Consider the following 23,799-nt stretch of genomic DNA (forward strand, 5'->3'; position numbering starts at 1 on the left):
CTAATTTATGCAATACAGTCCACCACCACTTTTCAAACAAGGCGCTTCTGCCCGCGCCAAAGTGGTGTTCTTCGCGATTTTGGCGATTTTTTTGCTAGTCGTCGATTCTCGTCTAAATACATTAATCTTTGCTAGGCAGATGTTGGGAACGGTTTTGTATCCCATCCAAATGCTTGCTGTGGTTCCGCGCGATGCCGCAACGAAGGTTTCTGCCTACCTCACATCTACCAGCGTTCTAGAAAAAGAAAACGTTCAGCTGAAGCGTCAGCAAATTTCCAATGCCGAGGCACTGCAACAAAATGGCCAGCTATCAGCTGAAAATATGCATTTACGGAAAATGCTGGATGCACGTGAAAAATTAACGGTGAAATCCGTTCTGGGCGAGATTATTTACGATGCTCGCGATAGTACTACTCGTAAAATTATTCTGGATCGTGGAAGCCAAAATGGTGTCGCTCTCAGTCAGCCAGTGATTGATGATCTAGGTGTTGTGGGTCAGGTCACACGGGTTTTTCCTTTGACGTCAGAGGTGACATTGTTGACCGATAAAAACCAGGCGATTCCAGTCGAAATTCTCCGTAACGGACTGCGTAGCGTCGTGTATGGACGAGGTCAATCGGGCTACCTGGATATGCGGATGACGTCTAACGCAGATGTTCACAACGGAGATGTGTTGGTAACATCAGGTATTGATGGCGTATATCCCGCTGGTTTGGCAGTGGCTAAGGTAGTTAAGGTGGAGAACAAAGCAACAACTCAGTTTGAGAATATTCTTTGTACACCCTCAGCAGGTATTGATAGAAATAAGCAATTGCTGATCTTGCTAGTATCGTCTAATAATTTGCCGCGCCCCGACACCGAAGATATCCGCGTAAAAAAAGAAAAATTAAATCGCAAAGTAACTCGAGATGCTGCCAGAGAGGCTCCGCCGGATACACAATCCATGATGCCGCAAAAATCAGTTGATACCGTTATTCCAGCGCCACTTGTGACGCCTGCAAAGGATTCCAGTAAAAATTCCGGCAAAGACAATGGAAAAGAAGTCGTTAAGGAGATCGCAAAATGAATAGCCCACATTACATTTTGCTGCCTGTTAGTTCGACTTTCATAGCTGTTAGTCTGGTATGTGCTTTTTTCTTGAATTTTCTTCCTTGGGGTAATTGGATTGGTGTTCCCGATTTTGTTGCTTTAGTGTTGGTATTCTGGAGTATCCATCAACCTCGCAAAGTGGGCATTGGCGTTGCATTTACGATGGGATTATTGATGGATGTACATGACGCAATTTACCTTGGTGAAAATGCGCTGGCGTACACTTTATTATCTTACTTTGCAATAACCATTCACAGGCGCGTGCTGTGGTTTAATCCATTGACGCAATCATTGCACGTGCTACCTTTATTTCTGATGGTGCAAGCGGTACAGATTGCGATACGCTTAATGGTTGCTCCGAGCGGACAATTTCCCGGGATTTTGTATTTTTCCGAAAGCTTTATCACAACCTTGCTTTGGCCAGTCGTGACATGGTTGTTGCTCGCACCTCAGCGTCGTGCAATTGATAAAGACGATACCCGCCCCATTTGATCTAGCCACTTGAGCTTGACAGAGTAGATATGACCGAACTCAAGAATACCGAACGCGAACTTTATCTTTTCAGAATGCGCTTATTTTTTATAGGCGTTTTTGTTTTTGTTTGCTTTATTTTGTTGATCTCCCGCTTTGTCTGGTTGCAAATTGTAAAGCATGACCAGTACGCTTTACAGGCTGACGAAAACCGTATCTCTATCGTTCCGGTAGTGCCTAATCGTGGATTGATCTTAGATCGAAACGGCGCAGTTTTGGCGCGAAATTTTTCTGCATATACTTTAGAAATAACTCCATCAAAAATCACTGCTGATTTAGACGTTGTGATTGATGAGTTAGCACTACTTATTGATATTCAACCAAAGCATCGTAAGCAATTTCGTAAGTTAATCGAAGAGTCAAAAAGTTTTGAGAGTCTGCCAATCAGAACCAAGTTAACTGACGAGGAAGTCGCTCGGTTCACTGCACAACGGTTTCGTTTTCCCGGGGTTGATATCCAAGCCCGATTATTCAGACAATATCCGCTTGGAGATGTCGCATCACATGTGATTGGTTACATTGGACGCATCAGTCAAAAAGATGCAGAAATAATTGATGATAGTGAAGATGACGCTAATTACAACGGCACTAGCTATATCGGTAAAGAAGGTCTGGAGAAAAGTTACGAGAAACTTCTCCATGGCACTACGGGTTTTGAGGAGGTCGAAGTATCAGCCGGTGGCCGTGCAGTGCGTACGCTCTCTCGCACCGCACCCACTTCTGGTAAAAACCTAATTCTTTCGGTAGACATAGAACTGCAAAAAGTCATCGAAGACGCATTTGGTGATAGACGCGGTGCTCTGGTCGCGATTGAACCAGCCACCGGTGATGTGCTTGCTTTCGTTTCCAAGCCAACTTACGACCCCAATCTATTTGTTGAAGGTATAGATCAGCAAAGCTGGAATGAGCTCAACACGTCTGAAGATAAGCCCTTGCTTAACCGGCCTTTGACCGGAGCTTATCCTCCTGGTTCTACCTATAAGCCGTTTATGGCACTAGCTGCGCTTGAGTTAGGGAAACGTACGACGACACAGGCGATCGCTGATCCGGGTTATTTTGTTTTTGGTAATCACCGCTTCAATGATGACAAAGTTGGTGGTCATGGCATGGTGGATATGTATCGGTCCATCGTTCAATCTTGTGACACTTATTACTACATGCTTGCCAACGATCTGGGCGTTGACACAATGCATGATTTTATGATGCCTTTTGGTTTTGGCCAAATTACAGGTATTGATCTTGAGCATGAAAGAAAAGGCTTGTTACCTTCTACCGCATGGAAACGTAGCGCCTTTAAAAAGCCAGCGCAGCAGCGCTGGGTATTAGGTGACACTATTTCGCTTGGAATTGGCCAGGGACAAAATACTTTTACACCTTTGCAGATGGCACATGCAGTTGCTACGCTTGCGAATAACGGGGTAGTGATGAAACCCCATTTAGTTAAAATTATAGAAGACCCACAAACCCATGACCGTACTTTGACTGTGCCAAAAGAAAGTTTTCGGATCTCATTGAAGCAAGAAAATATCGATTTTGTAAAACAGGCGATGGTTGGCGTGACACGGGAAGGTACCTCAAGTGCATCATTCCTTAATGCCGGCTATGCATCTGGTGGTAAAACAGGAACTGCACAAGTAGTCGGCTTAAGAAAAGGTGAGAAATATGATGCGAAGCGTGTTGCAGAACGCCATAAAGATCACTCTTTATATATCGCATTTGCACCTGCTGATCATCCTAAGATTGCGATAGCAATTATTGTCGAGAATGGCGGTATGGGCTCTGCCGCTGCCGCGCCGATAGTGCGTAAAGCACTTGACTATTATTTGCTGGGTAAGCGGCCGCAGGATAAAGATAAAACACCTGCACTCAAGGCTGACCCTGCTTTATATCGCACTGATGAGGACATCAAAGCGGCTGCCGAAATGAGTAACGAACTTAAGCCTGGCGGTGAAACCGAAGGGAACAAGGATTGATCATGAACAATAGAGCGTTCAACTGGAGAGCAATCCGGTCCCGTATCATGGTCTTTGATGCAGCTTTGTCGATCATCATTTTTTTGATTATGTCGATTGGCATCATTACATTGTATTCCGCTGGGATTGATTTTCCGGGACGTGTTGAAGATCAGCTTCGGAATATAGTGATCTCATTTGTAGTGATGTGGATTATGGCAAATATTCCACCACAAACGCTGATGCGTTTTGCCATACCGATTTACGCATTTGGCGTAGCTTTATTAATTGCTGTTGCAACATTCGGCATGGTGAAAAAAGGTGCTCGCCGATGGATTAATATCGGCACTCCCGTCCAACCATCCGAAATGATGAAGATCGCTGTCCCATTGATGCTAGCTTGGTATTTTCAGAAGCGTGAAGGCACGCTGCGTATGCAGGATTTTGTAATTGCTATTGTGATTTTGGCGGTTCCTGTTGGATTGATCGCTAAGCAGCCTGATCTTGGTACCGCCTTGCTTGTAGTCGCTGCAGGGTTTGCTGTTATTTTTCTGGCTGGTCTGTCATGGAAAATTCTAATTTCGATCGTAGTATTTGTTGCTGCCGTTGTCCCCACTGTAATCTGGCCTTATATGTTGCATGACTATCAGCGTGATCGTGTAATGACCATGCTTGATCCTAGTCGAGATCCTCTAGGTAAGGGCTTCCATATTATTCAGGCGACTATCGCTGTTGGATCTGGTGGCATCAATGGCAAAGGCTGGACCAAAGGAACACAAGCCCATCTTGAATTTATACCTGAGCGGACCACTGATTTCATCTTTGCGGTATTTTCTGAAGAATTTGGTTTTATCGGAAATAGTATTTTAGTCGTACTTTACTTGTTACTAATTATTCGTGGCTTAATGATTGCTGCAAACGCCCCAAGTTTATTTACGCGCTTGATGGCGGGGTCGGTTACGATGATTTTTTTCACCTATGCTTTTGTTAATATGGGTATGGTTAGTGGTATTTTGCCCGTGGTTGGCGTCCCTCTTCCTTTCATGAGTTATGGTGGTACGGCATTGGTTACGCTGGGTATGGGTGCAGGTATTTTGATGAGTGTGCAACGTAATCGTAAGCTGGTGCAAACTTGAGACAACGATCAATTAGTCGCAAATTCCAATTCTTCGCAATTACTAGCGCATTATTTTTGGCTGCTTGTAGCAGTGCCCCTAAGCATTCTGCCGTGTCGACTGATCAGCCCCGTCCAGTGGCTGCAACTGCTGGAAAGCCAGCAACTAGTGCAACAAATACCGCGCCATATTTACCCAAAGCAAACTCAGGCAAAGGTGGCTATTACAAGGATGATGGTCCCGGCGATAATCCGCCGGAGGGGTTAGAGAACACGGTAGAGCCTATTCCTACCATGGAGGCTTATTCCCGCTCTGGCAATAGACCTTATGTCGTATTTGGTAAAACTTATACGCCATTAACGGATAGCACGACACCATTTGTTCAGCGCGGTGTTGGCAGTTGGTACGGTAAAAAATTTCATAATCAAAAAACCTCATCCGGTGAGTTGTACGATATGTACAAAATCACTGCCGCGCATCCTACTTTGCCGATTCCTTCTTATGCCAGAGTGACCAATCTTTCTAACGGCAAGCAGGTAATTGTACGGATTAACGATCGCGGCCCTTTCCACTCTAGCCGTATTATCGATTTGTCTTACACCGCTGCGCTAAAGCTAGATTATCTTGGTAAAGGAAGCACTCAGCTTGAGGTTGAGCGTTTGCTGCCTGACGATATAGAACGTATGGCAGAGAATCGTAAAAATCAACGTCCGGTGATTTCTAATACTGTTATTGCTTCTTCCGTGGTGGCTTTAACTTCAGCGGCTACGACAACCCCTAGTGTTGCTGCCGTTCCGCAAGCTGATCCAAAGACAGCTCAGATATCGATGGAGGAATTATTGGCGCAACAAAGTAGTAAGCCAGTAGAAAAAATTGGAAGTATACGCAATACCGCTAGCGCAGAAAATGTTGCTGGCGATACTGCTATGACTACGAATACAGCCACTAATTCGGTAGCAGGGTTTTACATACAATTTGGCGCATATGCCATACGCGCCAATGCAGAAGCAACGATGTCCCGGTTAAAAGATCAGGCGCAAAGCCGCTTACCTAGTTTTGATATCGTCCAGCAAGGAAGTTTATATCGTCTTGTGAGCGGGCCATTTGCCAGCCGCGCAGATGCATCCAGCGCTATTGTACAAACTGCTGATTTAGGTGTCGCCAAACCCATTGTGGTTCAGCGTTAATCTGCCGCACTCTCTTAACTCTAAGCTCCCAACTCAGTTGTTATCAGTCGTTATCAGGTGCTTCTTGTTTCATTTCAAGCGCAAGCTGATATAAGCCATTTTTCTTTTGACCTGTGATTTTTGCAGCAAGCGATGCTGCCTGTTTGACTGAGCACTCCTCAAGCAAAATACTCAAAATGTGACGTGCCTCTTGCTGGCTATCCTCCAGATTACTTGGCGCACCTTCCAGCAAAATAACGTATTCGCCTTTTTCTCTGTGCGGATCAGCGCTAAGCCAATTGATCGCCTCCGATAAATTACAGCGATGAATTTCTTCAAATAATTTGGTTAGTTCACGCGCAAATACGATCTGGCGTTCGCCTTGAAAAACCGTTTGTAGCGCTGTGATTGAATCGATGATTCTATGTGGCGCTTCGTAAAAAATCAGTGTCGCGTTGATGGTCAACACGCTGCGCAGAGCCGTGTCACGCTGGCCAGCTTTTGCTGGTAAGAATCCAAAAAAATAAAACTGATCGTTGATTAAGCCACTGGCAGACAATGCGCTAATTGCAGCCGAGGCACCGGGCAAAGGCATTACACGCAGGCCAGCTTGCCGCACTACGTCAGCGATTTTTGCACCAGGATCTGAGACTCCAGGCGTACCGGCATCAGACACCAGTGCGATGCGCTCACCTGCTTGCAGGCGCGTTACGATTTTCTCAGCAACTTCTCGTTCATTGTGTTGATGTGCCGAGATCAGGGGCTTATTAATGCCGTAGCGATTGAGTAGTTGCGCGGTATTACGTGTATCTTCGCAAGCGATCGCATCTGCCATTGCCAGCAAGTGCAGAGCCCGTAATGAAATATCGCAAACATTTCCTATGGGCGTTGCAACTACATATAATGTGGAAACGGGATAACTCTGGCTGGCTACTGCTTGCATGATCGTCGCGTTGGCAAGCGAATAAGCTTCAGTCGTGTTTTCGGACGGATTTTTAGGCGCATTCTCAGGCGTGTTTGCAGATGTTTTTGCGGATGTGTCTTCTGACATATTCATAGGTATTCATTCGAATTCATTGTGATTCAATCAGACTTACATTAATCAAATCAGGATTGTACGACAATGGCTGAGCAGAGTTGGCTAGCAAAACGGATTGCATCAGTGAGAACCAGTCGGCAGCGTACTGGTGACGCTGCCGAAGAGCAGGCACTTTTGTATTTGCAACAGGCAGGTTTAAAATTAGTACAGCGCAGTTTTTTGTGCAAAGGTGGTGAAATTGATTTAATCATGCAAGATCAGACCACCTTGGTTTTTGTTGAAGTACGAAAACGCACTTCCTCCCAGTTTGGTGGTGCGATTGCCAGCGTGACACCTGCAAAACAACGCCGCATGGTACATGCGGCACAAGTATATTTACTGACACAACATACAGAACCCGCATGCCGTTTTGATCTGTTGGCTATTGATGATCAAGAGATTAACTGGCTTAAAAACGTGATCATCGGGTAGTTTGCCACTGACCTGCTTTATAATCGCCCCACCATGACAAATCAACGCATCCTTGCGCACTTCCACGAAAGTGCCGAACTCAAAATTCAAGCGGCCAGTATTCTGGCTCGTCCTATCGAACAAGCAATCGAACTAATGTTCGCGGCGCTGTCTAACGGTAACAAGATACTGGCTTGTGGCAACGGTGGTTCTGCTGCTGATTGCCAGCATTTTGCAGCCGAGTTAGTTGGGCGCTTTGAGCGTGAACGTTTGCCTTTGCCCGCACTGGCACTGACAACCGACACCTCAATTTTGACCGCTGTAGCCAATGACTACAGCTTTCAGGAAGTGTTCTCTAAGCAGGTACAGGCTTTTGGTCAGGCAGGCGATGTCTTACTCGCCTTATCCACATCGGGTAATTCTACTAGTGTGATTAATGCGATTAACGTTGCAATTGACCGTGATATGCGCGTGATTGCGCTTACAGGTAAGGGTGGCGGACAAATCGGTAAAATCCTGAGCGACGCCGATGTCCATATTTGTGTGCCGCATGACCGGACAGCCAGAATACAAGAAGTCCATTTATTAACCATACATTGTTTGTGTGACGGCATCGATGCCGCTTTATTCGGAGGTGATGCAGATGATTAAGAATCTAACTAAGAGTTTAGTGACCAAGACCGCTCGACCGGTACTGGTAATCAGTTTATGTTGTGCTACTGCGATGAGTTTGCAGGGTTGTATAGAAATGATGGTAGGCAGTGCAGTAGTCGGTACCTTTGCTGCTACCGACAGGCGTACATTTGGTGCTCAGACTGAAGACAAGTCGATTGTCCTGAAGGGCGAAATCCGCTTGTCCAGAGCGCTGGGTGATTCCTCCCATGTCAACGTCAACAGTTTTAATCGCCGTGCTTTGTTGACCGGTGAGGTGCCTGATGAGGCCACTAAAACCAAGGCGGAGACAGAAATGCGTGCGGTAGAAGGCGTGCAATCCGTTGCAAACGAGCTGCAAGTTGCCGGTTTGTCCAACTATTCTTCGCGCTCCAGCGATGCTCTGATCACGACTAAGGTCAAAGCCTCTTTTGTCGACACCAAAGATTTATATGCCAGTGCTTTTAAAGTAGTCACTGAAGCCAGCACGGTTTATTTGATGGGGCGCGTCACACAGCGCGAAGGTAATCTGGCAGGAGAAGTCGCGCGCGGTGTCAGTGGCGTACGCAAGGTAGTCAAAGTGTTTGATTACATCAGCGAGACTGAATTAAAAGAACTGTCCGCTGAACCTAAGAAGCCAGATACGAAGTCCGAGAGTACGACTGAATCCAAATAGCCGCGTAGTCAATACTAAGCTAATAACAAGCTAAGACTAAGCCAAGACGAAGCTAATCGCCGAGCGATAACAACTACAGGGTTTGTACTTTGGTTCAAACCCTTTTTTTCCATCAGGAGAACCCATGTTAATCATTTTTTTAGTCGTCGTTGCTGTGTTTGCATTCTGGATCGTCGGTGCTTATAACCGGCTGGTGAGCTTACGTAATCGTTTCAAAAATTCGTTTGCACAAATTGATGTTCAGCTAAAACGTCGCTACGACCTGATCCCAAACCTGGTAGAAACAGCTAAAGGCTACATGAAGCATGAGCGCGAAACGCTGGAAGCCGTCATCGCAGCACGCAATCAGGCAGTGACCGCTAATACGAAAGCGGTAAGTGATCCCTCCGACGCCGCAGCGGTGCAGCAGATGGCCGCAGCAGAAGGTACTTTGACGGCATCTTTAGGAAAAATGTTCGCCTTGTCAGAAGCCTACCCTGACTTAAAAGCCAACCAGAACATGATGCAATTGACAGAAGAATTGACTGGTACAGAAAATAAAATCGCCTTCTCTCGCCAAGCTTATAACGACAGCGTGATGCAGTACAACACCTCCATCGAGCAATTCCCCGGTTCTATTATTGCCAATATGTTTGGCTTCAAAGCTGGCGAACTCTTGCAGGCCACCGAGTCGGCAGAAGAACGCAAAGCTGTTAAAGTCTCTTTCTAACCGCTGCTGTTTTCTATAAATCCGTATGGATTTTTTCGAGCAACAAGACCAGGCACACCGCCAAAGTAAGAAGCTTTTATTCTTGTTTTTTCTGGCGGTGGTGGCGATCGTGCTGGCGGTTAATCTTAGCCTTGCTTTGGTCTGGATTTGGTCCAGCGGCCAGCGCTTTGCTGGCGTGCACCACTACCCCCGCGGCTTCTTTATTCTGAACACTTTTTTGACTCTGCTGTTCATCGGCGGCGGTACTTTGGTAGAAATGTTCCGTCTGCGCGACGGTGGTGATGCCGTGGCTCAGTTGGCTGGCGGGCGTCTAGTGATGCCGTCTTCGCAGGATTTGCAAGAACGTCGTCTGCTCAATATTGTGGAAGAAATGGCACTGGCCTCTGGCATCGCATGTCCCCGCGTTTATGTGATGGATCATGAAGAGGCAATTAACGCGTTTGCCGCGGGCTATCATCAAAATGAGGCAGTTGTTGCCGTCACGCGAGGCACTTTGGTGCGCTTGACCCGCGATGAATTACAGGGAGTGATAGGGCACGAGTTCAGCCATATTCTCAATGGCGACATGCGTATGAATATCAAACTGATCGGTATGCTGTTTGGGATACAGATGATTGCCAGTTTTGGCCAGCAACTGATGTATTGGGGTTCTAGCATCGGGTCGTCACGTAGTCGTGATGAAAAAGGTCCATCGTTGCAAACGATCTTTTTTCTAACTGGCGTTGCTCTGTTTGTGATTGGCTATGTCGGGATTTTCTTTGGCCGTTTGATTAAGTCTGCAGTCTCCCGTCAGCGTGAATTTTTAGCCGACGCCAGCGCAGTTCAATTTACGCGTAACCCTGAAGGTATTGGCGGCGCATTACGTAAAATCGGCGGATTAACGCTCACCAACCAATGCGGATCACGTATCGATAGCCCACATGCAGAACAGCTTTCTCATATGTTTTTGGGCGCAGCCCGACCTAATTTACTAGACGGTTTTTTTGCGACACATCCGCCGTTAAAAGAACGTCTGCAACGTTTGTATGGCCGGAATGTAGAGTTTTTAGATGCCAGTGAAATTATTGATGTTGACGCTGGTGCCGGTTTGCCTGAGGGCGTATATGGATTTGGCGCACGCAATTTTATGGCAGCGCAAGCGGCAACGAACAACAGCGTACCTGGTTCTACCTTGGCAATTATCGACTCTCCGGGCACAGCGAAATCAGGTATTGCATCAGGCGCAGTAACATCAGACGCCGCAACATCCCACGCATTAACATCAAACGCATTAACATCAAACGTAAGTAATCAACTCGGCCTGGGATTTGGCAACCACGCATCAACAAAAAATCGCATGCCAAGTGAGTTACTGGATGCCTTGCGCGATCCTTTGGGCGCTAGTGCCGCGGTATATACTTTGTTGTTAGATCGCGGTGACACCCAAGCCTACACAATACAAATTACCATTTTGCAGCAATCCGCCACAGCGCAATCTGCCTTAGCACTAAGTTTGTTGCCACATATTGAGGCCATGCCGCGCAGTGCGCGCTTACCGTTGCTTGATCTGGCAATGCCCGCATTAAAACTATTGTCGGTGGAGCAGAGGGCGAGTCTGTTAACGATCGTTGCTAGGCTGATCGCAGCGGACCAAAAGATGACTCAGGCCGAGTTTGTTTTGCAAACGGTACTTGATCGCCGATTGGGGCCGTTAGCAGGACGTGCCGTGCCGGTACGTTTTGGTCAATTGGCTGCGCTGAAAAAAGAAACCGCATTGTTGCTGTCTTTAGTCGCCTACACCGCCAGCGGCAAAGATACGGCGGCGTTTGATGCCAGAGGCGCATTTTTACGCGCTGCCAGTAGCATGCCCGACCTGGGCTTAAATGCTACTGATATGTGTGTGATTAATATAGCTGCGATCAACACAGCTCCGATCAACACCAGTCCGGCGGTCACAGTATCGGTGAATGCACCCGACTTTTTTGAGGTGAAGCAAGCGCTGGATAAATTGAATCAGCTAGCGCCTTTGGCTAAGCCATTTTTAATTCGTTTGCTGGTCGCCGCCGCAGCCTTGCCAAACGAGCGACTCAATCCAGACAGCGCAGATTTACTCCGTTGTATTTGCGCTGCAATCGACGCACCTGTTCCGCAGAAAGTTGGCGAATTTACTTTGTAATAGAGTTAAGTTAAATATACTCCCCCTTATTTTTGATAAATATGCCGTATTGTCCAATGATTCTATGGACAACTAAATATACTATATGGGAGTATATTATTTATGAGTTTGGCGTAAGGGAAGTATGCGTTGCAGACAAAGTGCTGAATCGTTGGGGGAATTGCTGGATTAGTAAGCGCGCTTCTATATTCTTTTCCAAGCTTGTTTGTAAGCTCTCCTCCAAGCACCCGACCACTTGCCGTAATCGGGTTTATTCCAATCAGGTGCGGCCTACAATGGCTGCTGTCGCCATTAAATCATCGATCAAAGCCAAAGAGTTTTTGCCGGACATCAGATGCGGATTGAGTTCTGGCAGGGCTGAGTATTTCAATAAAATCGACGGGTTGATTTTGCCCAAGTTGGCTTGTCCCATAGTCCAGCCAGAATAGCGCCGCTCGTTGATTTCTTCGTAATGCAGCAGAGTCACATCCGTGTGGCGCGGATCGCGCAGTATGTGCGCGTAGAGCGTATTCACAGCCTCGCGCCCACCTTCCAACACTTGCATAAACACACTGTCGCTGTGACACAAAATACCGGTAATGCCATTTTGTGGATTTTGTGTACGCGATTGCTGCATGATGCCTAATATCATGTTGGACATCTGTTGATCAACGGCACGGCTGGCGTACAAAAGTCGGACTAGCATGATGATCTCTTTGAATAAAGTTAGCTTGCCATAAGTGGCATACAAGTGGTCGAACTGGTTTTTTGATCAGCGCACATGTAAAGTAAATTTAAAAACGAATTTAAAAACACGCTATCGTTTGATCAGCGATAAAAATTCCCTGCGCAAGTTAGGATCTTTTAAAAATGATCCGTGCATGACGCTATTGATCATTTTTGCGTCCATATCTTTGACGCCGCGCCAATGCATACAAAAGTGATCTGCTTCCATCACCACGGCCAAGCCATCTGGCTGCATTTTTTCTTGCAAGGCATCGGCCAATTGCACCACGGCTTCTTCCTGAATTTGGGGGCGGCTCATGATCCATTCTGCGATACGCGCGTATTTGGACAAACCGATCAGATTGGAATGTTCGTTGGGCATGACGCCGATCCATACCTTGCCAATAATCGGGCACAAGTGATGCGAGCAAGCGCTGCGTACCGTGATCGGGCCAATGATCATCAGCTCGTTGAGATGCGATGCATTTGGGAACTCAGTCACCGCCGGCATATTGACATAGCGTCCCTTGAAGATTTCGTTCAGATACATCTTCGCGACACGGCGACCCGTATCTTGCGTATTGTGGTCGCTATCGGTATCAATGACTAAACTTTGCAATACGCCTTTGAGTTTTTCTTCCACTTCATCAAGCAATAATTCTAACTCGCCTGGCTGGATAAAATTAGCAATATTGTCGTTCGCATGGTAGCGCGTTTTGCTCGCCACAATTCGCTCACGTATCCGCTGCGAGACTGGAACGGGTGTCGGTAGTTGTTTTAATTCAGAAGACAAATCAGATGGCATGCTAGATTCCAAGAAAGGGCGCACAAACAGACATTTGCGGTCTTGCCTGCGCTTACAAACACCACAAAAACACTATGGTAACTGAATTGCCGAACTCAAGTTTTGTAGCGCTGCCCGCTCGGCTTTCCACTCGGGCAAACATTGTGGACAAAAGCAACTTGCATCCATGTCCAATTTACCTTCTGGTAGCTGGGCGAGTGGGATCGGTGGTAGTGCAACACACCAGCAAGCTTGGCCAGTATTGTCTGCCATCGCGCAAGTAAAGCTGGTTTGGCAGCGTGGGCAGGTACTCATTTTGGACGATCTGGCCCAGAGCTATCATCTTGCATCGGTAGCTGGCGCATAGCTTTACGCAATAATCGCATTTGCCCATTAAAGTTAGTGCAGGCGTCACACATGGTCAGATGCATTTTCAGACGCGTGCGCTCGCCTAGTTTTAGCTCGCGGTCCAGACCTTCCGAGACCATCTGGTGCGCTTGTTTGCAGGTGAGTAGTAGTCTCATGATAAGTAGGTAGAGGATAGGACTTACGCAAAAACCGCCTCAGCTGCTTTCCAGAGTCTGGTCGTACTAAAGACCATTTTCTTCGCCAAGCTGTGCCAGGACAATGTTGCGTAAGTCCTAAATTATATAAAATGAATTAGTACTTTAAATACTAACTTGAAGTTTTAGCTTTAAGATTTAGCTCAGATTTTATTGGCAAACCAGTTTAAATCCAGGCACTCCCGCAAACGTAATCTGGCTCGGTAGAGCAGCACCCATAGATTAGACGTGGTCAGGCTCAATTCCTTACAAATTTCTTCAGTTTCTAAGTCCAGCCATTCGCGCATCATAAATACGCGTGCTGTTTGCGCTGGTAGTTTTTCAAGGCATACCTCTAATACCCGGAAAAAATCCTTTTGTTCCAGCGTTGCGTCCGGGTTACCCCAAGCACGCGGTTGCTCTATCGTATGCCCGTCTTGTTTAAAAAGACTATCGATCAAATCCGCCTCCGACTCGCCGTCTTCTACCTGCAAAGAGACTTCTTTATTCGAGGCTCGTAAGCAATCAATAATTTTATATTTAAGAATCCCTGTGACATAGGTGCGCAATGAAGATTGTCCGGCAAAGCTATCCGGTTTTTCCAGTACGGCAAGCAAAGCCTCTTGGACGGCATCTTCTGCCAATGCCTGATTCCGCAATTGCAACAGGGCGAAGCGCAACAAAACGGGTCGCATGACCTCAAGTTGTTGATGTAGGGCGGGGAGTGATGTCATTTTTTAAATAGATAATTTTGACAAATAACTACGATGATAACGTCAAGGCATCATTAGCTTGTGCAAATGTAGGGTCGCATGGCTGCATGATACTTTTTCCCTGTAAAATTCAGGACACTTCCAAATGACCACAGGATATTTTCATTATGAGTAGTGTAACCGACACAGCGATCTCTTCGACGGATAAATTGGCTGGCGTTGCGTCAGAGATTAAGGCCGAAATCTTAGCAGAAGCGCTTCCTTACATCCGTAAATTTCACGGTAAAACGATCGTCGTTAAATACGGCGGCAATGCAATGACAGAAGAGCGTCTGAAGCATAGTTTTGCCCGCGATGTTATTTTGCTCAAGCTGGTCGGGATGAATCCGGTAGTCGTCCATGGCGGTGGGCCGCAAATTGATAACGCGCTTAAAAAAATCGGCAAACAAGGTTCGTTTGTGCAAGGCATGCGGATTACCGATGAAGAAACCATGGAAGTGGTGGAGTGGGTGCTCGGTGGCGAAGTGCAACAAGATATCGTGATGTTGATTAATCATTACGGCGGCCAGGCAGTTGGTTTGACTGGCAAAGATGGCGGACTCATCCGTGCCCGCAAGATGCAAATGCCAGATCGTGAAAATCCGGGCAAATTCCTGGATATCGGTTTTGTCGGCGAGATTGATGCGATCAATCCGGCGGTGGTGAAGGCGTTGCAGGATGATGCGTTTATCCCGATTATTTCACCTATCGGTTTTGGTATTGATGGCCAGGCCTACAATATTAATGCTGACGTAGTCGCGGGCAAAATTGCCGAAATCCTGAAGGCTGAAAAGTTGATCATGATGACCAATATCGCTGGCGTGCAAGATAAACAAGGTAATTTGGTCACAGATTTATCTGCGCGCGAGATTGATGAAATGTTTGCTGATGGCACCATCTCCGGTGGTATGTTGCCAAAGATTTCTTCCGCTCTGGATGCCGCTAAATCAGGCGTCAATACCGTGCATATTATTGATGGCCGGATTGAACATTCTTTGTTGCTGGAAGTGCTGACAGAACAAGCGTTTGGTACCATGATTCGAAGTCACTAATGTAGTCAAAATAGACTTAGTAGCGATGGACTTAGTCGCTACTAAGTCCATCGCAATTTATCCAATCACATTCGCAATCAGCGATTACCCGAGTTGCTTATAATGAAGCCAAAACGTTCAGATCCGCTTTGGCTGTTCGATCTTGACAATACCTTGCATAACGCCAGTCATGCGATTTTCCCTGCGATCACGCAGAATATGAATCGCTTTATGGCGGACTTGTTGGGTGACGGCGTTACTCCTGCCGATGCCGCAACTGTCAACGCCGCAAGAGCTTTGTACTGGCAACGGTATGGCGCAACTTTATTGGGTCTGGTAAAGCATCATGGCGTGCGGGCAGACAGCTTTTTGCATGCGGCACATAGCTTTGATAATCTGACCGCCATGATCAGGGCAGAACGTGGTTTGGCGCGTCTGTTACGTCGTTTGCCCGGACGCAAAATTTTGCTGACTAATGCGCCGCGCGACTATTCGCGTGAAGTGATACGTCACTTGGGTTTGCACCGGCATTTTGCTGCACATATACCAATCGAGGCAATGCGCGTACATGGACATTTACGACCTAAGCCATCAACGCAATATTTGCGTAAACTAGTGGCAAAGCAAAAAGTGCGTGCAGCAGATTGTATTTTGATTGAAGACACCGTCAGCAATTTACGCGCAGCCAAGCGGACCGGTATGCGCACCGCATTGATTACCCGTTACTTGCAAGCCAGCCAACCCGGTCATAAAGAGCTAGATGCGTTGCATCAATACAAGATTAAAAAATCCTATGCCTGTGTAGATGTCGCAGTAAAATCCGTATTAGATTTACCCCAGCATATTCATCGTCTACGCTAAAAATAAATAAAAATGGCAACCACCAAACCCGGCGAGCGCAAGCTACAGATATTACAAACACTGGCAGCAATGCTAGAAAATCCCAAGGGCGAAAAGATCACGACCGCTGCTCTGGCTGCCAAGATCGAAGTGTCAGAAGCCGCTTTGTACCGGCATTTTGCCAGTAAGGCGCAGATGTTTGAAGGCTTGATTGAGTTTATCGAAAGCTCGGTCTTTGGACTCATCAATCAGATCAGTCAACAGCAAGAAGATGGTTTGTCTCAAACGCAGGCAATTGCGCTGATGCTACTCAATTTTGCTGAGCGCAATCCCGGTATGACCAAGGTATTAATTGGCGATGCTTTGGTGAATGAAGATCCGCGTTTACAAGTCCGCATGAATCAGTTTATGGAACGGATTGAACTCGCTTTCAAGCAGTCATTACGCATCGCCAGCAGTCAAGGCAATCTGCTTGAAACGGAAGCTGCCATGCGGGCAAATTTGCTGAGTAGCTTTGTGATGGGGCGTTGGCACCGCTATGCTAAAACCGGTTTTAAATATCTACCTGGAGAGCAAGCTGCGCATCAGCTTGCGCTGTTGTTGCGCTAAAAATCCGCCAGGTATTGGTGCCTGAGTATTTGGCTTCTTTTAACGCCAGATCGGTATTGTGTAAATAAAGGCGTTGTTCTTTTCCATGCAGTGGGCAGCATGCGACACCGACGCTGGCCGTAATGGTCAATTTTTTTCCACGCAAAATCAAGGGTTCGCTGATTGCTTGTACTAAGCGATCAGCTAAAGTCTGCGCCATCTCTACCGTTCCGATATCGGGCAAAATTGCTGCGAATTCATCTCCATCGACCCGGCACAATGTGTCGGTATTGCGTAAAACGGCCGACAGGCGATTTGCCATGGTTGCCAGAATTAAATCACCAGCGTCATATCCATGTAAATCGTTTAAAACTTTGAAGTGATCAATGTCGATAAATGCGAGTGCAGCCATTTTTTTGGTTTCAACTGCTTGCTCTACGCTATTACTTAACAGACGATGGAAATAGTGACGATTCGGTAGCTTAGTAAGGCTATCGTGATTATCTAAAATAGTGATGCGTCGTTCTTCTTCCAGTCGTTGATTGGCAGCGACTTGCACATCAGACTCCCACGATTCTATGTGCGACATAAGCTTATTAAAGTGCTGACTCAGGCTGCCCAGTTCACTGCTGTCATGATGGCGTGCACGCAAACTATAATCTTCTGATACAACGACTTTTTCAATAATCCGGGACAGTTCAAAAACAGGCGCCAGACGCACCAATTGTCTTTGAGTTAACAGGTAAACACCCGCCAGTGTAGTAATCGCTAATAACAAGAAACCCAAGACAAAATACAGTACAAGATCTTTGTAAAAGCTACTTAAACTGATCTGCATTTGCACAAAACCAGTTAGCTCCAGCCCATTCATGATTGGCACTGTCACCTCAAAATAATCGCTTTTAAAACTTGATTGCGTATGGTTGCTTGATGTTGGAGGAACGATCGCTGCCAGGTTTTCTGCTTTACCAAAATACTCAAGGCGATTCCATGTGATTTTAGGTGTGCCATTTTTGTCAAACACAGCGATGCTTAAAACATCGGGTGCAACACTGACGTTAAGTATTAACTTATTTGATTGTCTTGGATCAGTATTGCTCATACTGTCGTCCAGATTAGCCGCTAAGGTACTGGCTTTATACATGCTGGCAGCGCGTAAATTCTTTTGTGCCATGTAACCAAACACCAATAAGAAAAATACCAGCGCCGACGACAAGGCAATCACGATCGCAATGAAGTTATCGTGCAATAGCTTTTTTGCTAGAGGCAATCTGAGAAATGCGGTTTGCATGAGTATTTGTCTCGATATTGACATTATTTTGTTCCGTATTATCAGCCAATACTGCCTGAGTATTCGCTCTAAAATAACTTAGCTTTAGATTTAGTTGTAATTATTGTAATGCTAATCCTCGCTTAGCTGTGCAATGCTTGGTATCTGCGAGTAAACTCCAGCGCATTCTCTACTTTTGGTTCTCATAGTGTCTTTTTTGCCCAACACCACTCCCGATTGTTTTGCCTTGTTAGACGATGCGCATGCCGAAAATGGTCTTGCCAGTTCGCGTTTGTACACCGGCTTAGTCCAAGTCTTGCAGTGTGACGCCGAGAATGCTGCCAATACGATTCAAGCGGCTTGGCAAGATTTATGGCAACGCACGCAACAAGCTTTGCAGTCGGGCATGCATGCAGTGGCTTTACTTAGTTACGAAACCGGTGCGCGCTTGCAGGCGATTGACGATTGGAGCGCAGTAGCAAATCCCGCTCAGCACACTAACCGGGACGCGGTATCACGCGTCTTGTTATTCACCCGTTGCGATTTGCTGAATCGTGAACAAGTGGCGATTTGGCTCGCAGATGCGGAGAGAAAAAATCAGGCTAGTGTCAATCTGCCTGCCGATGCAGACAAGGCTACGGCCAGCATTGCCGGCATCCGTGCCAGCGTAGACGAGGCCGCATTTACACTAGCGATCTCGCAAATACGCGCCTATATCGCTGCGGGCGACACCTATCAAGTTAATTACACTTATCGCCTGCATTTTGATGTGTTGGGGTCGCCGCTGACGCTCTACCGGCGTTTGCGCCAGCGCCAGCCGGTACCGTATGGCGCGCTGATTTGTCTGCCGGATGGCGAAGCTGTTTTGTCGCTGTCACCGGAATTATTCGTGCGTCATCAGGCAGGTGAATTATTTGCTCGACCGATGAAGGGTACAGCCGCAGCTACCGGCGATGCAGTGACTGACGCTAGGCTGGCGCAAGAACTGGCGGCTGATCCAAAAAATCGGGCAGAAAATCTGATGATCGTGGATTTGCTCCGCAATGATCTGGGGCGGATTGCGGTGCCGGGATCAGTCAAAGTCCCTGCCTTGTTTGAGGTCAATCGCTTCTCCAGCGTATTACAAATGACATCGAGTATTACCGCAACCCTACAGCCTGAGTTGGGTCTGGCAGCGATCTTATCGGCGTTGTTTCCTTGTGGCTCTATCACCGGTGCACCCAAACACCGCACCATGCAAATCGTGCGTGAAGTAGAGACCGAGCCGCGTGGTTTATATACTGGCGCAATCGGCTGGTTTGATCCGCCAGAAACCAGCAATAGCGCCAACGTTAGCGCAGCCCGAGAAGTCGGCGATTTTTGTTTGTCCGTACCGATCCGTACCTTGATTTTGCAAGCGCCGGAGCTGGAAAAAGAAGCTGATGTGCGCCAGGCCGTGATGGGTGTCGGTGCTGGGATTGTGTATGACAGCGTGGCCGCGGAAGAGTTTGCCGAATGCCAGCTCAAAGCAAAATTCTTAACCGATCTGCGTCCTGAATTCGCCTTGTTTGAAACCATGCATGCCAGTCGTGAGCACGGTTACCGTCATCTCCCGCGCCACTTACAGCGCCTGCGCAACTCTGCTCAGTATCTGGGGTTTGCTTATGATGAAGAAAAGATTGTCCAGGTAATCCTTGGCTTTCAGGCCGATTTGCCTCCAGAAGCCGCATTCCGCCTGCGTCTTACGTTGCAGAGTGACGGCACGACCAGCCTCCAAAGCGCGCCTTTGCTTGCATTCGCCGACGCTTCTAAGCCAGTCAAGTTAGTGTTAGCAACACAGCATACGCAAAGTGGCGACGTATTCTTACGCCATAAAACCACGCAGCGTCAGCAATACGATCAAGCGTGGCAAGCTGCTGAACAGCAAGGCGCATTTGATGCTTTGTTTTGCAACCAGTATGGCTACCTGACTGAAGGGGGACGTAGTAATTTATTTGTACAGATTGATGGCAAGTGGTTCACGCCGCCATTGAGTGACGGCGTATTACCCGGTGTGATGCGTGCAGTGATGTTAGACGATTCTCAATGGCAGGCCAGCGAAAAGCAATTGCGTATGGACGACTTACGCCATGCAGATCAGGTGATGGTTTGTAATTCTTTGCGCGGCGCAATGCTTGCAGAAGTGATCTGGTGATGCGTTATTTAGCGCACTGCCGATAACAAATCCTCATTCAACCAAGTCTGCAACCATCCCGCAATTTGCATCGTACTGTCTGGATTTTTTTCGGCGGCGGTTGCGCAAACCTCTGCAAAACTTTGACCTTCGTTTAGTCCGGTTAAAGCCGTATATTCTGCTGCGCTAATGGACCGAAAATGCGCTTGCAAATCTTTGCGCCAGATCAGCCAGATAGCGCCTTCTTCTGAATACACCGGATCAGGTGGGCTTTGCTGCTGAACCTTTTGCTGAGCTTGCTCTCCCAGCGCCATCCACAGCGCAACGCTATTCCAACGGGCGTGTAAAAAATGTTGCGATGCCTGACCCACAAAGCCAATTTGCGCCCAATCTTCCGGTGCCACGGTTGCCATGTCTGACAGCCTTAATACGGGCTGATCTTCCGCATCAAACGCCAGACTCAACAGCCACTCAAACTCGGCCAGCTCTGCCGCGATCGGGTAATCCGATAAATAAGTTTTTAAAAACGTGGGAAATTTTGCGCCGTACCAGCGTAAATTACGCGACAGCGATGGGTGTGTCTGGCAATATTCATGACAAGCTTGATGAAATAAGTCATCCCCAATATAGCGATGGGTTTTATCGAACGCGTCTGACAAAGCCTCACGTAAGCGAAGGCGATAAGCATCGTAATAAATCGCCAGCCGCGCATCGGTAGCAAAGTCCGACCGGCCAGATGAATGGCCAATATGTTGACCGAAAGCAGTATCAGCTTGCGGTCCCAAAATAAAATCTTGAAATTCTTGCTGCAATTCCAGCAAAGGAAGCTTGCCTGCCGTTTCTAATTTCAATTCCATCCCCAATGTTGTTGATGCTTGCGTACTCATACCAACAACCCCGCGGATCGCATTTGCAGCTCTCTTGTTACTGCTTGTTCTGTCTTCACACGTTGGGCGATGCGTCGCGCAATAGCTAGCTCTTCCACCAGCTCCGTTAATGGAGGGATATTGTCGTCGCGCTCTATCATGCTGGCGACTTGTCCAAATCGACGTAGTGCGTGCGCATATAAATCCCATACCGGATCAGCGACAGGATGATCGTGGGTATCCACAATGTAGTTACCGTGATTGTGATGACCTGCAAGATGGATTTGCTGCACCCGTCCTTGTGGAATCCCGTTCAGATAGTCCAATGCATCAAAGCCATGGTTGACGCTGCTGACGTAAATATTATTCACGTCCAATAGCATCAGGCAATCTGCCTCAGTGACAATCGCATTTAAAAATTCCCACTCGCTCATTGCATCGCTAGCAAAGGTCAGGTAGCTAGAGACATTTTCGATAATTAAGGGGCGTTCTAATATGTCTTGTACGCGACGGATATTTTGCACCACCAGTGCGACAGTTTCCTCGGTGTACGGCAAGGGCAGCAAGTCGTGCATATTTTTACCATGCACACCGGTCCAGCATAAATGATCCGACACCCATAGCGGTTGTACCCGCTGTATGAGTTTTTTCAGGTCGCGCAAATACGCTTCATCAGGGCCTTGCGCGGAGCCTATCGACATCGACACGCCGTGCATCACCATCGGGTAATCACGTCGTATTGCATCCAACATGGCGAGCGGTTTTCCGCCTGGCACCATATAGTTTTCAGACAGAATTTCAAACCAGTCTATCGCTTGTGAGAAGCTATTCGGCGTCGCCAAAATCTCATTGTAGTGATCGGTACGTAAGCCTAGTCCAAAACCCGGCGATGCAATTGTCGTCATCATGGCAGACATCTTTTAAAGATATAAAGTGCGCCGTCGCATGATTGGCCGATGTGACCAAAAACATACTACAGCGCACTCAGGGTATTACTTTTGATCGATGACTTTGCCGTTTTTAGCTTTGCAATCAGCAGAGCTTGTTGCGATAAAGCCGTGACCTTTGCAAGAATTTTGGCCTTTGCATGCGTTTTCTGCAGTTTTGCAATCGCTAGTACCTTTGCAGCTATTGATGCCTGAACAATGCACCATGTCACCAGCACTTGCTGTAGTAGAGGCAGCGAAAGTCGCGCCAGAGAAAGCCATAGCAGCAGCGGCAGCAGCGATCAGGGCACCAGTTTGGATAGCTTGTTTCATGTTGTTCTCCGATATAAAAAAATTGAATTAAAAATAGGAATGAATAAAAGTGTCAGCAATTAAAAATGTAAAACACGTCAGCTTTGGTTCAACTACAAAGTCCATCTCAGAGTCTTGCGTTTTGTTCTCTGCCTGAACTTATGCATCTGTCGTGAGCAGAGCGCGATTACTTACACTTGATTTCATTTATTTTTAAAAATATTTTTTTAGGGGCGAAATTAGGGATGGTGAGATGGGCGAACAAGATGTGAATATTGATCGATGTGTTCGTTGTGCAGGATAGCGAACGATATCTAATTGGCGGTGTTGTATTAAGGCACTTTATATATACTCCTCGCCTGGGAGGTAAACGCAAGGCCAAGACCTTTGTTTTGAGTGAAAAGCAAAACTTACTGTACTCAGTGGCTAGACTCTCTTGATGCTTCAACTCAACTTTACCTCATTAGTGCGACAGAACCCGTTACACTAATACTGCTTGTCTTAACGCACGGTTTTTCTGTATTCTGAAGCTTCCTCGCTTAAGGAGGATAATAGAATTTCCCACTTGAATTATTTCGTTACGGAAACTAATCATGCTTGATAACATTAAGATCAAAACTCTGATCACCGCGGCTGTAGGCATGCTGATCGCGATGCTGCTAATTGTCGGCGCGGCCGGGATATATTCCACGAAGCACACGTCGACGCTTTTGCAGGGCAAATCACTGCGGAACGTAAAAGTCGTCGCGATGATCGAAAAAATCCGTTTCAAGATGGAGATAAATCGTAGCCAGATCCTTCAGGCATTACAGCACAATCCGGCCACTGAATGGGCCAAATTGCACGATCATCCACTAACCGTACATTACAAAATCATCGACGACACGACTGCGGAAATCAACACCTTATGGAGTAGTTACCTAAGCGACATCACAGATCTTAACGAAAAGGCCTTGGCTGATACTTGGTTCGACAAAAGTGGAAAACTCGGCACTGTAAGCATTGCGGCTGCTAACGCTGCAATTCAGCAAGAGAAGTGGGACGACGCGGAGCTACTCCTGATCAAATCTATTAATCCTGTTCTCCGAACTTCGGACGTCGATCTGCGCGCACTCACAGACCTTTTAGCCAACCGCGTCGCTGGCGACAGTGAGACTGTTGCCACCGACATCAGAAATACCAGCTATCTGATGATTGGCGTGTTGATCGTTTCGGTGCTGATCGGTGCCGCAACGATATTCTTGCTGATTCGCGGCATCACATCACCGTTGCGCCAGGCAATTAAGATCGCCGAGAGGGTCGCGCAAGGAGATCTGACTGGACAAATCAGCAGCCGTTCACGTAACGAGTTTGGGGTGCTAATTAATGCGTTAGGCTCCATGAACACTAATCTTTTAGGGATCGAGGTTCTTGCAAAACGAAACACCGGAGAGTAATTTTATTGCGAGAAGCGCAAAATAGATGAGAAAGGAGCGGCCATTTCTGGCAAGATGAAAGT

At 47.1% G+C, this 23,799-nt stretch carries 25 protein-coding genes; 15 read left to right on the forward strand and 10 right to left on the reverse strand.

Features of this window, described 5'->3' with window-relative positions; genetic code table 11:
• Window positions 1-7 precede the first annotated feature (7 nt).
• The 5 genes from mreC to AAKU61_RS15960 all read left to right on the forward strand — a co-directional run bounded on the left by mreC (window position 8) and on the right by AAKU61_RS15960 (window position 5,874).
• Window positions 8-1,066 carry a rod shape-determining protein MreC gene (mreC, locus tag AAKU61_RS15940; RefSeq protein WP_354333834.1) on the forward strand — a complete coding sequence of 353 codons (1,059 nt, stop codon included), beginning with the start codon at window positions 8-10 and terminating at the stop codon, window positions 1,064-1,066.
• Window positions 1,063-1,581 (forward strand): rod shape-determining protein MreD, encoded by a 519-nt coding sequence (mreD, locus tag AAKU61_RS15945; protein ID WP_354333836.1) that lies wholly within the window; start codon window positions 1,063-1,065, stop codon window positions 1,579-1,581. The genes mreC and mreD overlap by 4 nt, the downstream gene beginning before the upstream one ends.
• A gap of 29 nt (window positions 1,582-1,610) precedes the next feature.
• The gene (gene mrdA / locus AAKU61_RS15950) at window positions 1,611-3,593 is read left to right on the forward strand and encodes a penicillin-binding protein 2 (RefSeq protein WP_354333838.1); all 1,983 of its coding nucleotides are present in this window, start codon (window positions 1,611-1,613) and stop codon (window positions 3,591-3,593) included.
• A 2-nt stretch (window positions 3,594-3,595) separates the two neighbouring features.
• Complete coding sequence (rodA, locus tag AAKU61_RS15955) at window positions 3,596-4,708, forward strand: rod shape-determining protein RodA (protein ID WP_354333840.1); 1,113 nt, start codon at window positions 3,596-3,598, stop codon at window positions 4,706-4,708.
• Window positions 4,709-4,800: 92 nt separating this feature from the next.
• Window positions 4,801-5,874, forward strand: a complete 1,074-nt coding sequence (locus tag AAKU61_RS15960) for a septal ring lytic transglycosylase RlpA family protein (RefSeq protein ID WP_354333842.1) — start codon at window positions 4,801-4,803, stop codon at window positions 5,872-5,874.
• Window positions 5,875-5,917: 43 nt separating this feature from the next.
• Here AAKU61_RS15960 and rsmI read toward each other — a convergent pair whose 3' ends face one another.
• Window positions 5,918-6,796 carry a 16S rRNA (cytidine(1402)-2'-O)-methyltransferase gene (rsmI, locus tag AAKU61_RS15965; RefSeq protein WP_354333874.1) on the reverse strand — a complete coding sequence of 293 codons (879 nt, stop codon included), beginning with the start codon at window positions 6,794-6,796 and terminating at the stop codon, window positions 5,918-5,920.
• A 180-nt stretch (window positions 6,797-6,976) separates the two neighbouring features.
• Between rsmI and AAKU61_RS15970 the strand changes: the two genes are divergently transcribed.
• From AAKU61_RS15970 to AAKU61_RS15990, 5 genes are all read left to right on the forward strand, one after another.
• Complete coding sequence (locus tag AAKU61_RS15970; RefSeq protein ID WP_354333844.1) at window positions 6,977-7,363, forward strand: YraN family protein; 387 nt, start codon at window positions 6,977-6,979, stop codon at window positions 7,361-7,363.
• A 33-nt stretch (window positions 7,364-7,396) separates the two neighbouring features.
• The gene (locus AAKU61_RS15975) at window positions 7,397-7,993 is read left to right on the forward strand and encodes a phosphoheptose isomerase (protein WP_354333846.1); all 597 of its coding nucleotides are present in this window, start codon (window positions 7,397-7,399) and stop codon (window positions 7,991-7,993) included.
• Complete coding sequence (locus tag AAKU61_RS15980; RefSeq protein ID WP_354333848.1) at window positions 7,986-8,669, forward strand: BON domain-containing protein; 684 nt, start codon at window positions 7,986-7,988, stop codon at window positions 8,667-8,669. Before AAKU61_RS15975 ends, AAKU61_RS15980 begins: the two co-directional genes overlap by 8 nt.
• A 124-nt stretch (window positions 8,670-8,793) precedes the next feature.
• Window positions 8,794-9,378 carry a LemA family protein gene (locus AAKU61_RS15985; RefSeq protein ID WP_322120891.1) on the forward strand — a complete coding sequence of 195 codons (585 nt, stop codon included), beginning with the start codon at window positions 8,794-8,796 and terminating at the stop codon, window positions 9,376-9,378.
• A 25-nt stretch (window positions 9,379-9,403) separates the two neighbouring features.
• Complete coding sequence (locus AAKU61_RS15990) at window positions 9,404-11,533, forward strand: M48 family metallopeptidase (RefSeq protein WP_354333851.1); 2,130 nt, start codon at window positions 9,404-9,406, stop codon at window positions 11,531-11,533.
• Between the two features lie 259 nt (window positions 11,534-11,792).
• Here the strand turns inward: AAKU61_RS15990 and AAKU61_RS15995 are convergent, their stop codons facing one another.
• The 5 genes from AAKU61_RS15995 to AAKU61_RS16015 form a co-directional block, all read right to left on the reverse strand.
• Window positions 11,793-12,218, reverse strand: a complete 426-nt coding sequence (locus tag AAKU61_RS15995; RefSeq protein ID WP_354333852.1) for a BLUF domain-containing protein — start codon at window positions 12,216-12,218, stop codon at window positions 11,793-11,795.
• Between the two features lie 111 nt (window positions 12,219-12,329).
• Window positions 12,330-13,043 carry a GTP cyclohydrolase I gene (folE, locus tag AAKU61_RS16000; RefSeq protein WP_354333853.1) on the reverse strand — a complete coding sequence of 238 codons (714 nt, stop codon included), beginning with the start codon at window positions 13,041-13,043 and terminating at the stop codon, window positions 12,330-12,332.
• Window positions 13,044-13,115: 72 nt separating this feature from the next.
• Window positions 13,116-13,337, reverse strand: coding sequence for a cysteine-rich CWC family protein (locus tag AAKU61_RS16005; RefSeq protein ID WP_354333855.1), 222 nt, complete (start codon window positions 13,335-13,337; stop codon window positions 13,116-13,118).
• Entirely contained in the window at window positions 13,334-13,546 is a 213-nt protein-coding gene (locus tag AAKU61_RS16010) for a zf-HC2 domain-containing protein (RefSeq protein ID WP_354333857.1), read from the reverse strand. The genes AAKU61_RS16005 and AAKU61_RS16010 overlap by 4 nt, the downstream gene beginning before the upstream one ends.
• Window positions 13,547-13,728: 182 nt before the next feature.
• Window positions 13,729-14,298 carry a sigma-70 family RNA polymerase sigma factor gene (locus tag AAKU61_RS16015; protein WP_322120897.1) on the reverse strand — a complete coding sequence of 190 codons (570 nt, stop codon included), beginning with the start codon at window positions 14,296-14,298 and terminating at the stop codon, window positions 13,729-13,731.
• A 146-nt stretch (window positions 14,299-14,444) separates the two neighbouring features.
• Here AAKU61_RS16015 and argB point away from each other — a divergent pair, with 146 nt between their 5' ends.
• The 3 genes from argB (at window position 14,445) to slmA (ending at window position 16,796) form a co-directional block, all read left to right on the forward strand.
• On the forward strand, window positions 14,445-15,368 hold the full coding sequence (argB, locus tag AAKU61_RS16020) for an acetylglutamate kinase (RefSeq protein WP_322120898.1): 924 nt from the start codon (window positions 14,445-14,447) through the stop codon (window positions 15,366-15,368).
• Window positions 15,369-15,470: 102 nt separating this feature from the next.
• Window positions 15,471-16,208 (forward strand): pyrimidine 5'-nucleotidase, encoded by a 738-nt coding sequence (locus tag AAKU61_RS16025; RefSeq protein WP_354333860.1) that lies wholly within the window; start codon window positions 15,471-15,473, stop codon window positions 16,206-16,208.
• A 12-nt stretch (window positions 16,209-16,220) separates the two neighbouring features.
• Window positions 16,221-16,796, forward strand: a complete 576-nt coding sequence (gene slmA, locus AAKU61_RS16030; RefSeq protein ID WP_354333862.1) for a nucleoid occlusion factor SlmA — start codon at window positions 16,221-16,223, stop codon at window positions 16,794-16,796.
• On the opposite strand, the gene AAKU61_RS16035 is transcribed toward slmA, so the two are convergent.
• Window positions 16,741-18,066 carry a diguanylate cyclase domain-containing protein gene (locus tag AAKU61_RS16035; protein WP_354333864.1) on the reverse strand — a complete coding sequence of 442 codons (1,326 nt, stop codon included), beginning with the start codon at window positions 18,064-18,066 and terminating at the stop codon, window positions 16,741-16,743. The two genes, slmA and AAKU61_RS16035, sit on opposite strands and share 56 nt — an antisense overlap.
• A gap of 187 nt (window positions 18,067-18,253) precedes the next feature.
• Here AAKU61_RS16035 and pabB point away from each other — a divergent pair, with 187 nt between their 5' ends.
• Complete coding sequence (gene pabB / locus AAKU61_RS16040) at window positions 18,254-20,218, forward strand: aminodeoxychorismate synthase component I (protein ID WP_354333865.1); 1,965 nt, start codon at window positions 18,254-18,256, stop codon at window positions 20,216-20,218.
• 8 nt (window positions 20,219-20,226) lie between these two features.
• On the opposite strand, the gene AAKU61_RS16045 is transcribed toward pabB, so the two are convergent.
• The 3 genes from AAKU61_RS16045 to bufA2 form a co-directional block, all read right to left on the reverse strand.
• Complete coding sequence (locus AAKU61_RS16045; protein ID WP_354333867.1) at window positions 20,227-21,084, reverse strand: HvfC/BufC family peptide modification chaperone; 858 nt, start codon at window positions 21,082-21,084, stop codon at window positions 20,227-20,229.
• A complete protein-coding gene (gene bufB / locus AAKU61_RS16050) occupies window positions 21,081-21,971 on the reverse strand; it encodes an MNIO family bufferin maturase (RefSeq protein ID WP_354333869.1) in 891 nt (296 codons plus the stop codon). The genes AAKU61_RS16045 and bufB overlap by 4 nt, the downstream gene beginning before the upstream one ends.
• 84 nt (window positions 21,972-22,055) lie before the next feature.
• Window positions 22,056-22,322: a BufA2 family periplasmic bufferin-type metallophore gene (gene bufA2 / locus AAKU61_RS16055; protein ID WP_354333871.1), complete on the reverse strand. Its 267-nt coding sequence runs from the start codon at window positions 22,320-22,322 to the stop codon at window positions 22,056-22,058.
• A 572-nt stretch (window positions 22,323-22,894) separates the two neighbouring features.
• On the opposite strand from bufA2, the gene AAKU61_RS16060 reads away from it, so the two are divergent.
• Entirely contained in the window at window positions 22,895-23,737 is an 843-nt protein-coding gene (locus AAKU61_RS16060) for a Tar ligand binding domain-containing protein (protein WP_354333872.1), read from the forward strand.
• Window positions 23,738-23,799: the final 62 nt, after the last annotated feature.

Origin of the sequence: Undibacterium sp. GrIS 1.2 (assembly GCF_040544435.1) — a bacterium.
Lineage (GTDB): Bacteria > Pseudomonadota > Gammaproteobacteria > Burkholderiales > Burkholderiaceae_D > Undibacterium.

Bases quoted from the DNA above. Each gene is read 5' to 3' on its own strand.
- AAKU61_RS15980 (WP_354333848.1), top strand. From the start codon at position 7,986: ATGATTAAGAATCTAACTAAGAGTTTAGTGACCAAGACCGCTCGACCG.
- AAKU61_RS15970 (WP_354333844.1), top strand. From the start codon at position 6,977: ATGGCTGAGCAGAGTTGGCTAGCAAAACGGATTGCATCAGTGAGAACC.
- AAKU61_RS16060 (WP_354333872.1), top strand. From the start codon at position 22,895: ATGCTTGATAACATTAAGATCAAAACTCTGATCACCGCGGCTGTAGGC.
- AAKU61_RS16025 (WP_354333860.1), top strand. From the start codon at position 15,471: ATGAAGCCAAAACGTTCAGATCCGCTTTGGCTGTTCGATCTTGACAAT.
- AAKU61_RS15995 (WP_354333852.1), bottom strand. From the start codon at position 12,218: ATGCTAGTCCGACTTTTGTACGCCAGCCGTGCCGTTGATCAACAGATG.
- AAKU61_RS16005 (WP_354333855.1), bottom strand. From the start codon at position 13,337: ATGAGTACCTGCCCACGCTGCCAAACCAGCTTTACTTGCGCGATGGCA.
- AAKU61_RS15990 (WP_354333851.1), top strand. From the start codon at position 9,404: ATGGATTTTTTCGAGCAACAAGACCAGGCACACCGCCAAAGTAAGAAG.
- AAKU61_RS15975 (WP_354333846.1), top strand. From the start codon at position 7,397: ATGACAAATCAACGCATCCTTGCGCACTTCCACGAAAGTGCCGAACTC.
- AAKU61_RS16035 (WP_354333864.1), bottom strand. From the start codon at position 18,066: ATGCAAACCGCATTTCTCAGATTGCCTCTAGCAAAAAAGCTATTGCAC.
- bufB (WP_354333869.1), bottom strand. From the start codon at position 21,971: ATGATGACGACAATTGCATCGCCGGGTTTTGGACTAGGCTTACGTACC.
- mreC (WP_354333834.1), top strand. From the start codon at position 8: ATGCAATACAGTCCACCACCACTTTTCAAACAAGGCGCTTCTGCCCGC.
- AAKU61_RS16015 (WP_322120897.1), bottom strand. From the start codon at position 14,298: ATGACATCACTCCCCGCCCTACATCAACAACTTGAGGTCATGCGACCC.
- bufA2 (WP_354333871.1), bottom strand. From the start codon at position 22,322: ATGAAACAAGCTATCCAAACTGGTGCCCTGATCGCTGCTGCCGCTGCT.
- rodA (WP_354333840.1), top strand. From the start codon at position 3,596: ATGAACAATAGAGCGTTCAACTGGAGAGCAATCCGGTCCCGTATCATG.
- mrdA (WP_354333838.1), top strand. From the start codon at position 1,611: ATGACCGAACTCAAGAATACCGAACGCGAACTTTATCTTTTCAGAATG.
- rsmI (WP_354333874.1), bottom strand. From the start codon at position 6,796: ATGCAAGCAGTAGCCAGCCAGAGTTATCCCGTTTCCACATTATATGTA.
- folE (WP_354333853.1), bottom strand. From the start codon at position 13,043: ATGCCATCTGATTTGTCTTCTGAATTAAAACAACTACCGACACCCGTT.
- mreD (WP_354333836.1), top strand. From the start codon at position 1,063: ATGAATAGCCCACATTACATTTTGCTGCCTGTTAGTTCGACTTTCATA.
- AAKU61_RS16045 (WP_354333867.1), bottom strand. From the start codon at position 21,084: ATGAGTACGCAAGCATCAACAACATTGGGGATGGAATTGAAATTAGAA.
- argB (WP_322120898.1), top strand. From the start codon at position 14,445: ATGAGTAGTGTAACCGACACAGCGATCTCTTCGACGGATAAATTGGCT.
- AAKU61_RS15985 (WP_322120891.1), top strand. From the start codon at position 8,794: ATGTTAATCATTTTTTTAGTCGTCGTTGCTGTGTTTGCATTCTGGATC.
- slmA (WP_354333862.1), top strand. From the start codon at position 16,221: ATGGCAACCACCAAACCCGGCGAGCGCAAGCTACAGATATTACAAACA.
- AAKU61_RS16010 (WP_354333857.1), bottom strand. From the start codon at position 13,546: ATGAGACTACTACTCACCTGCAAACAAGCGCACCAGATGGTCTCGGAA.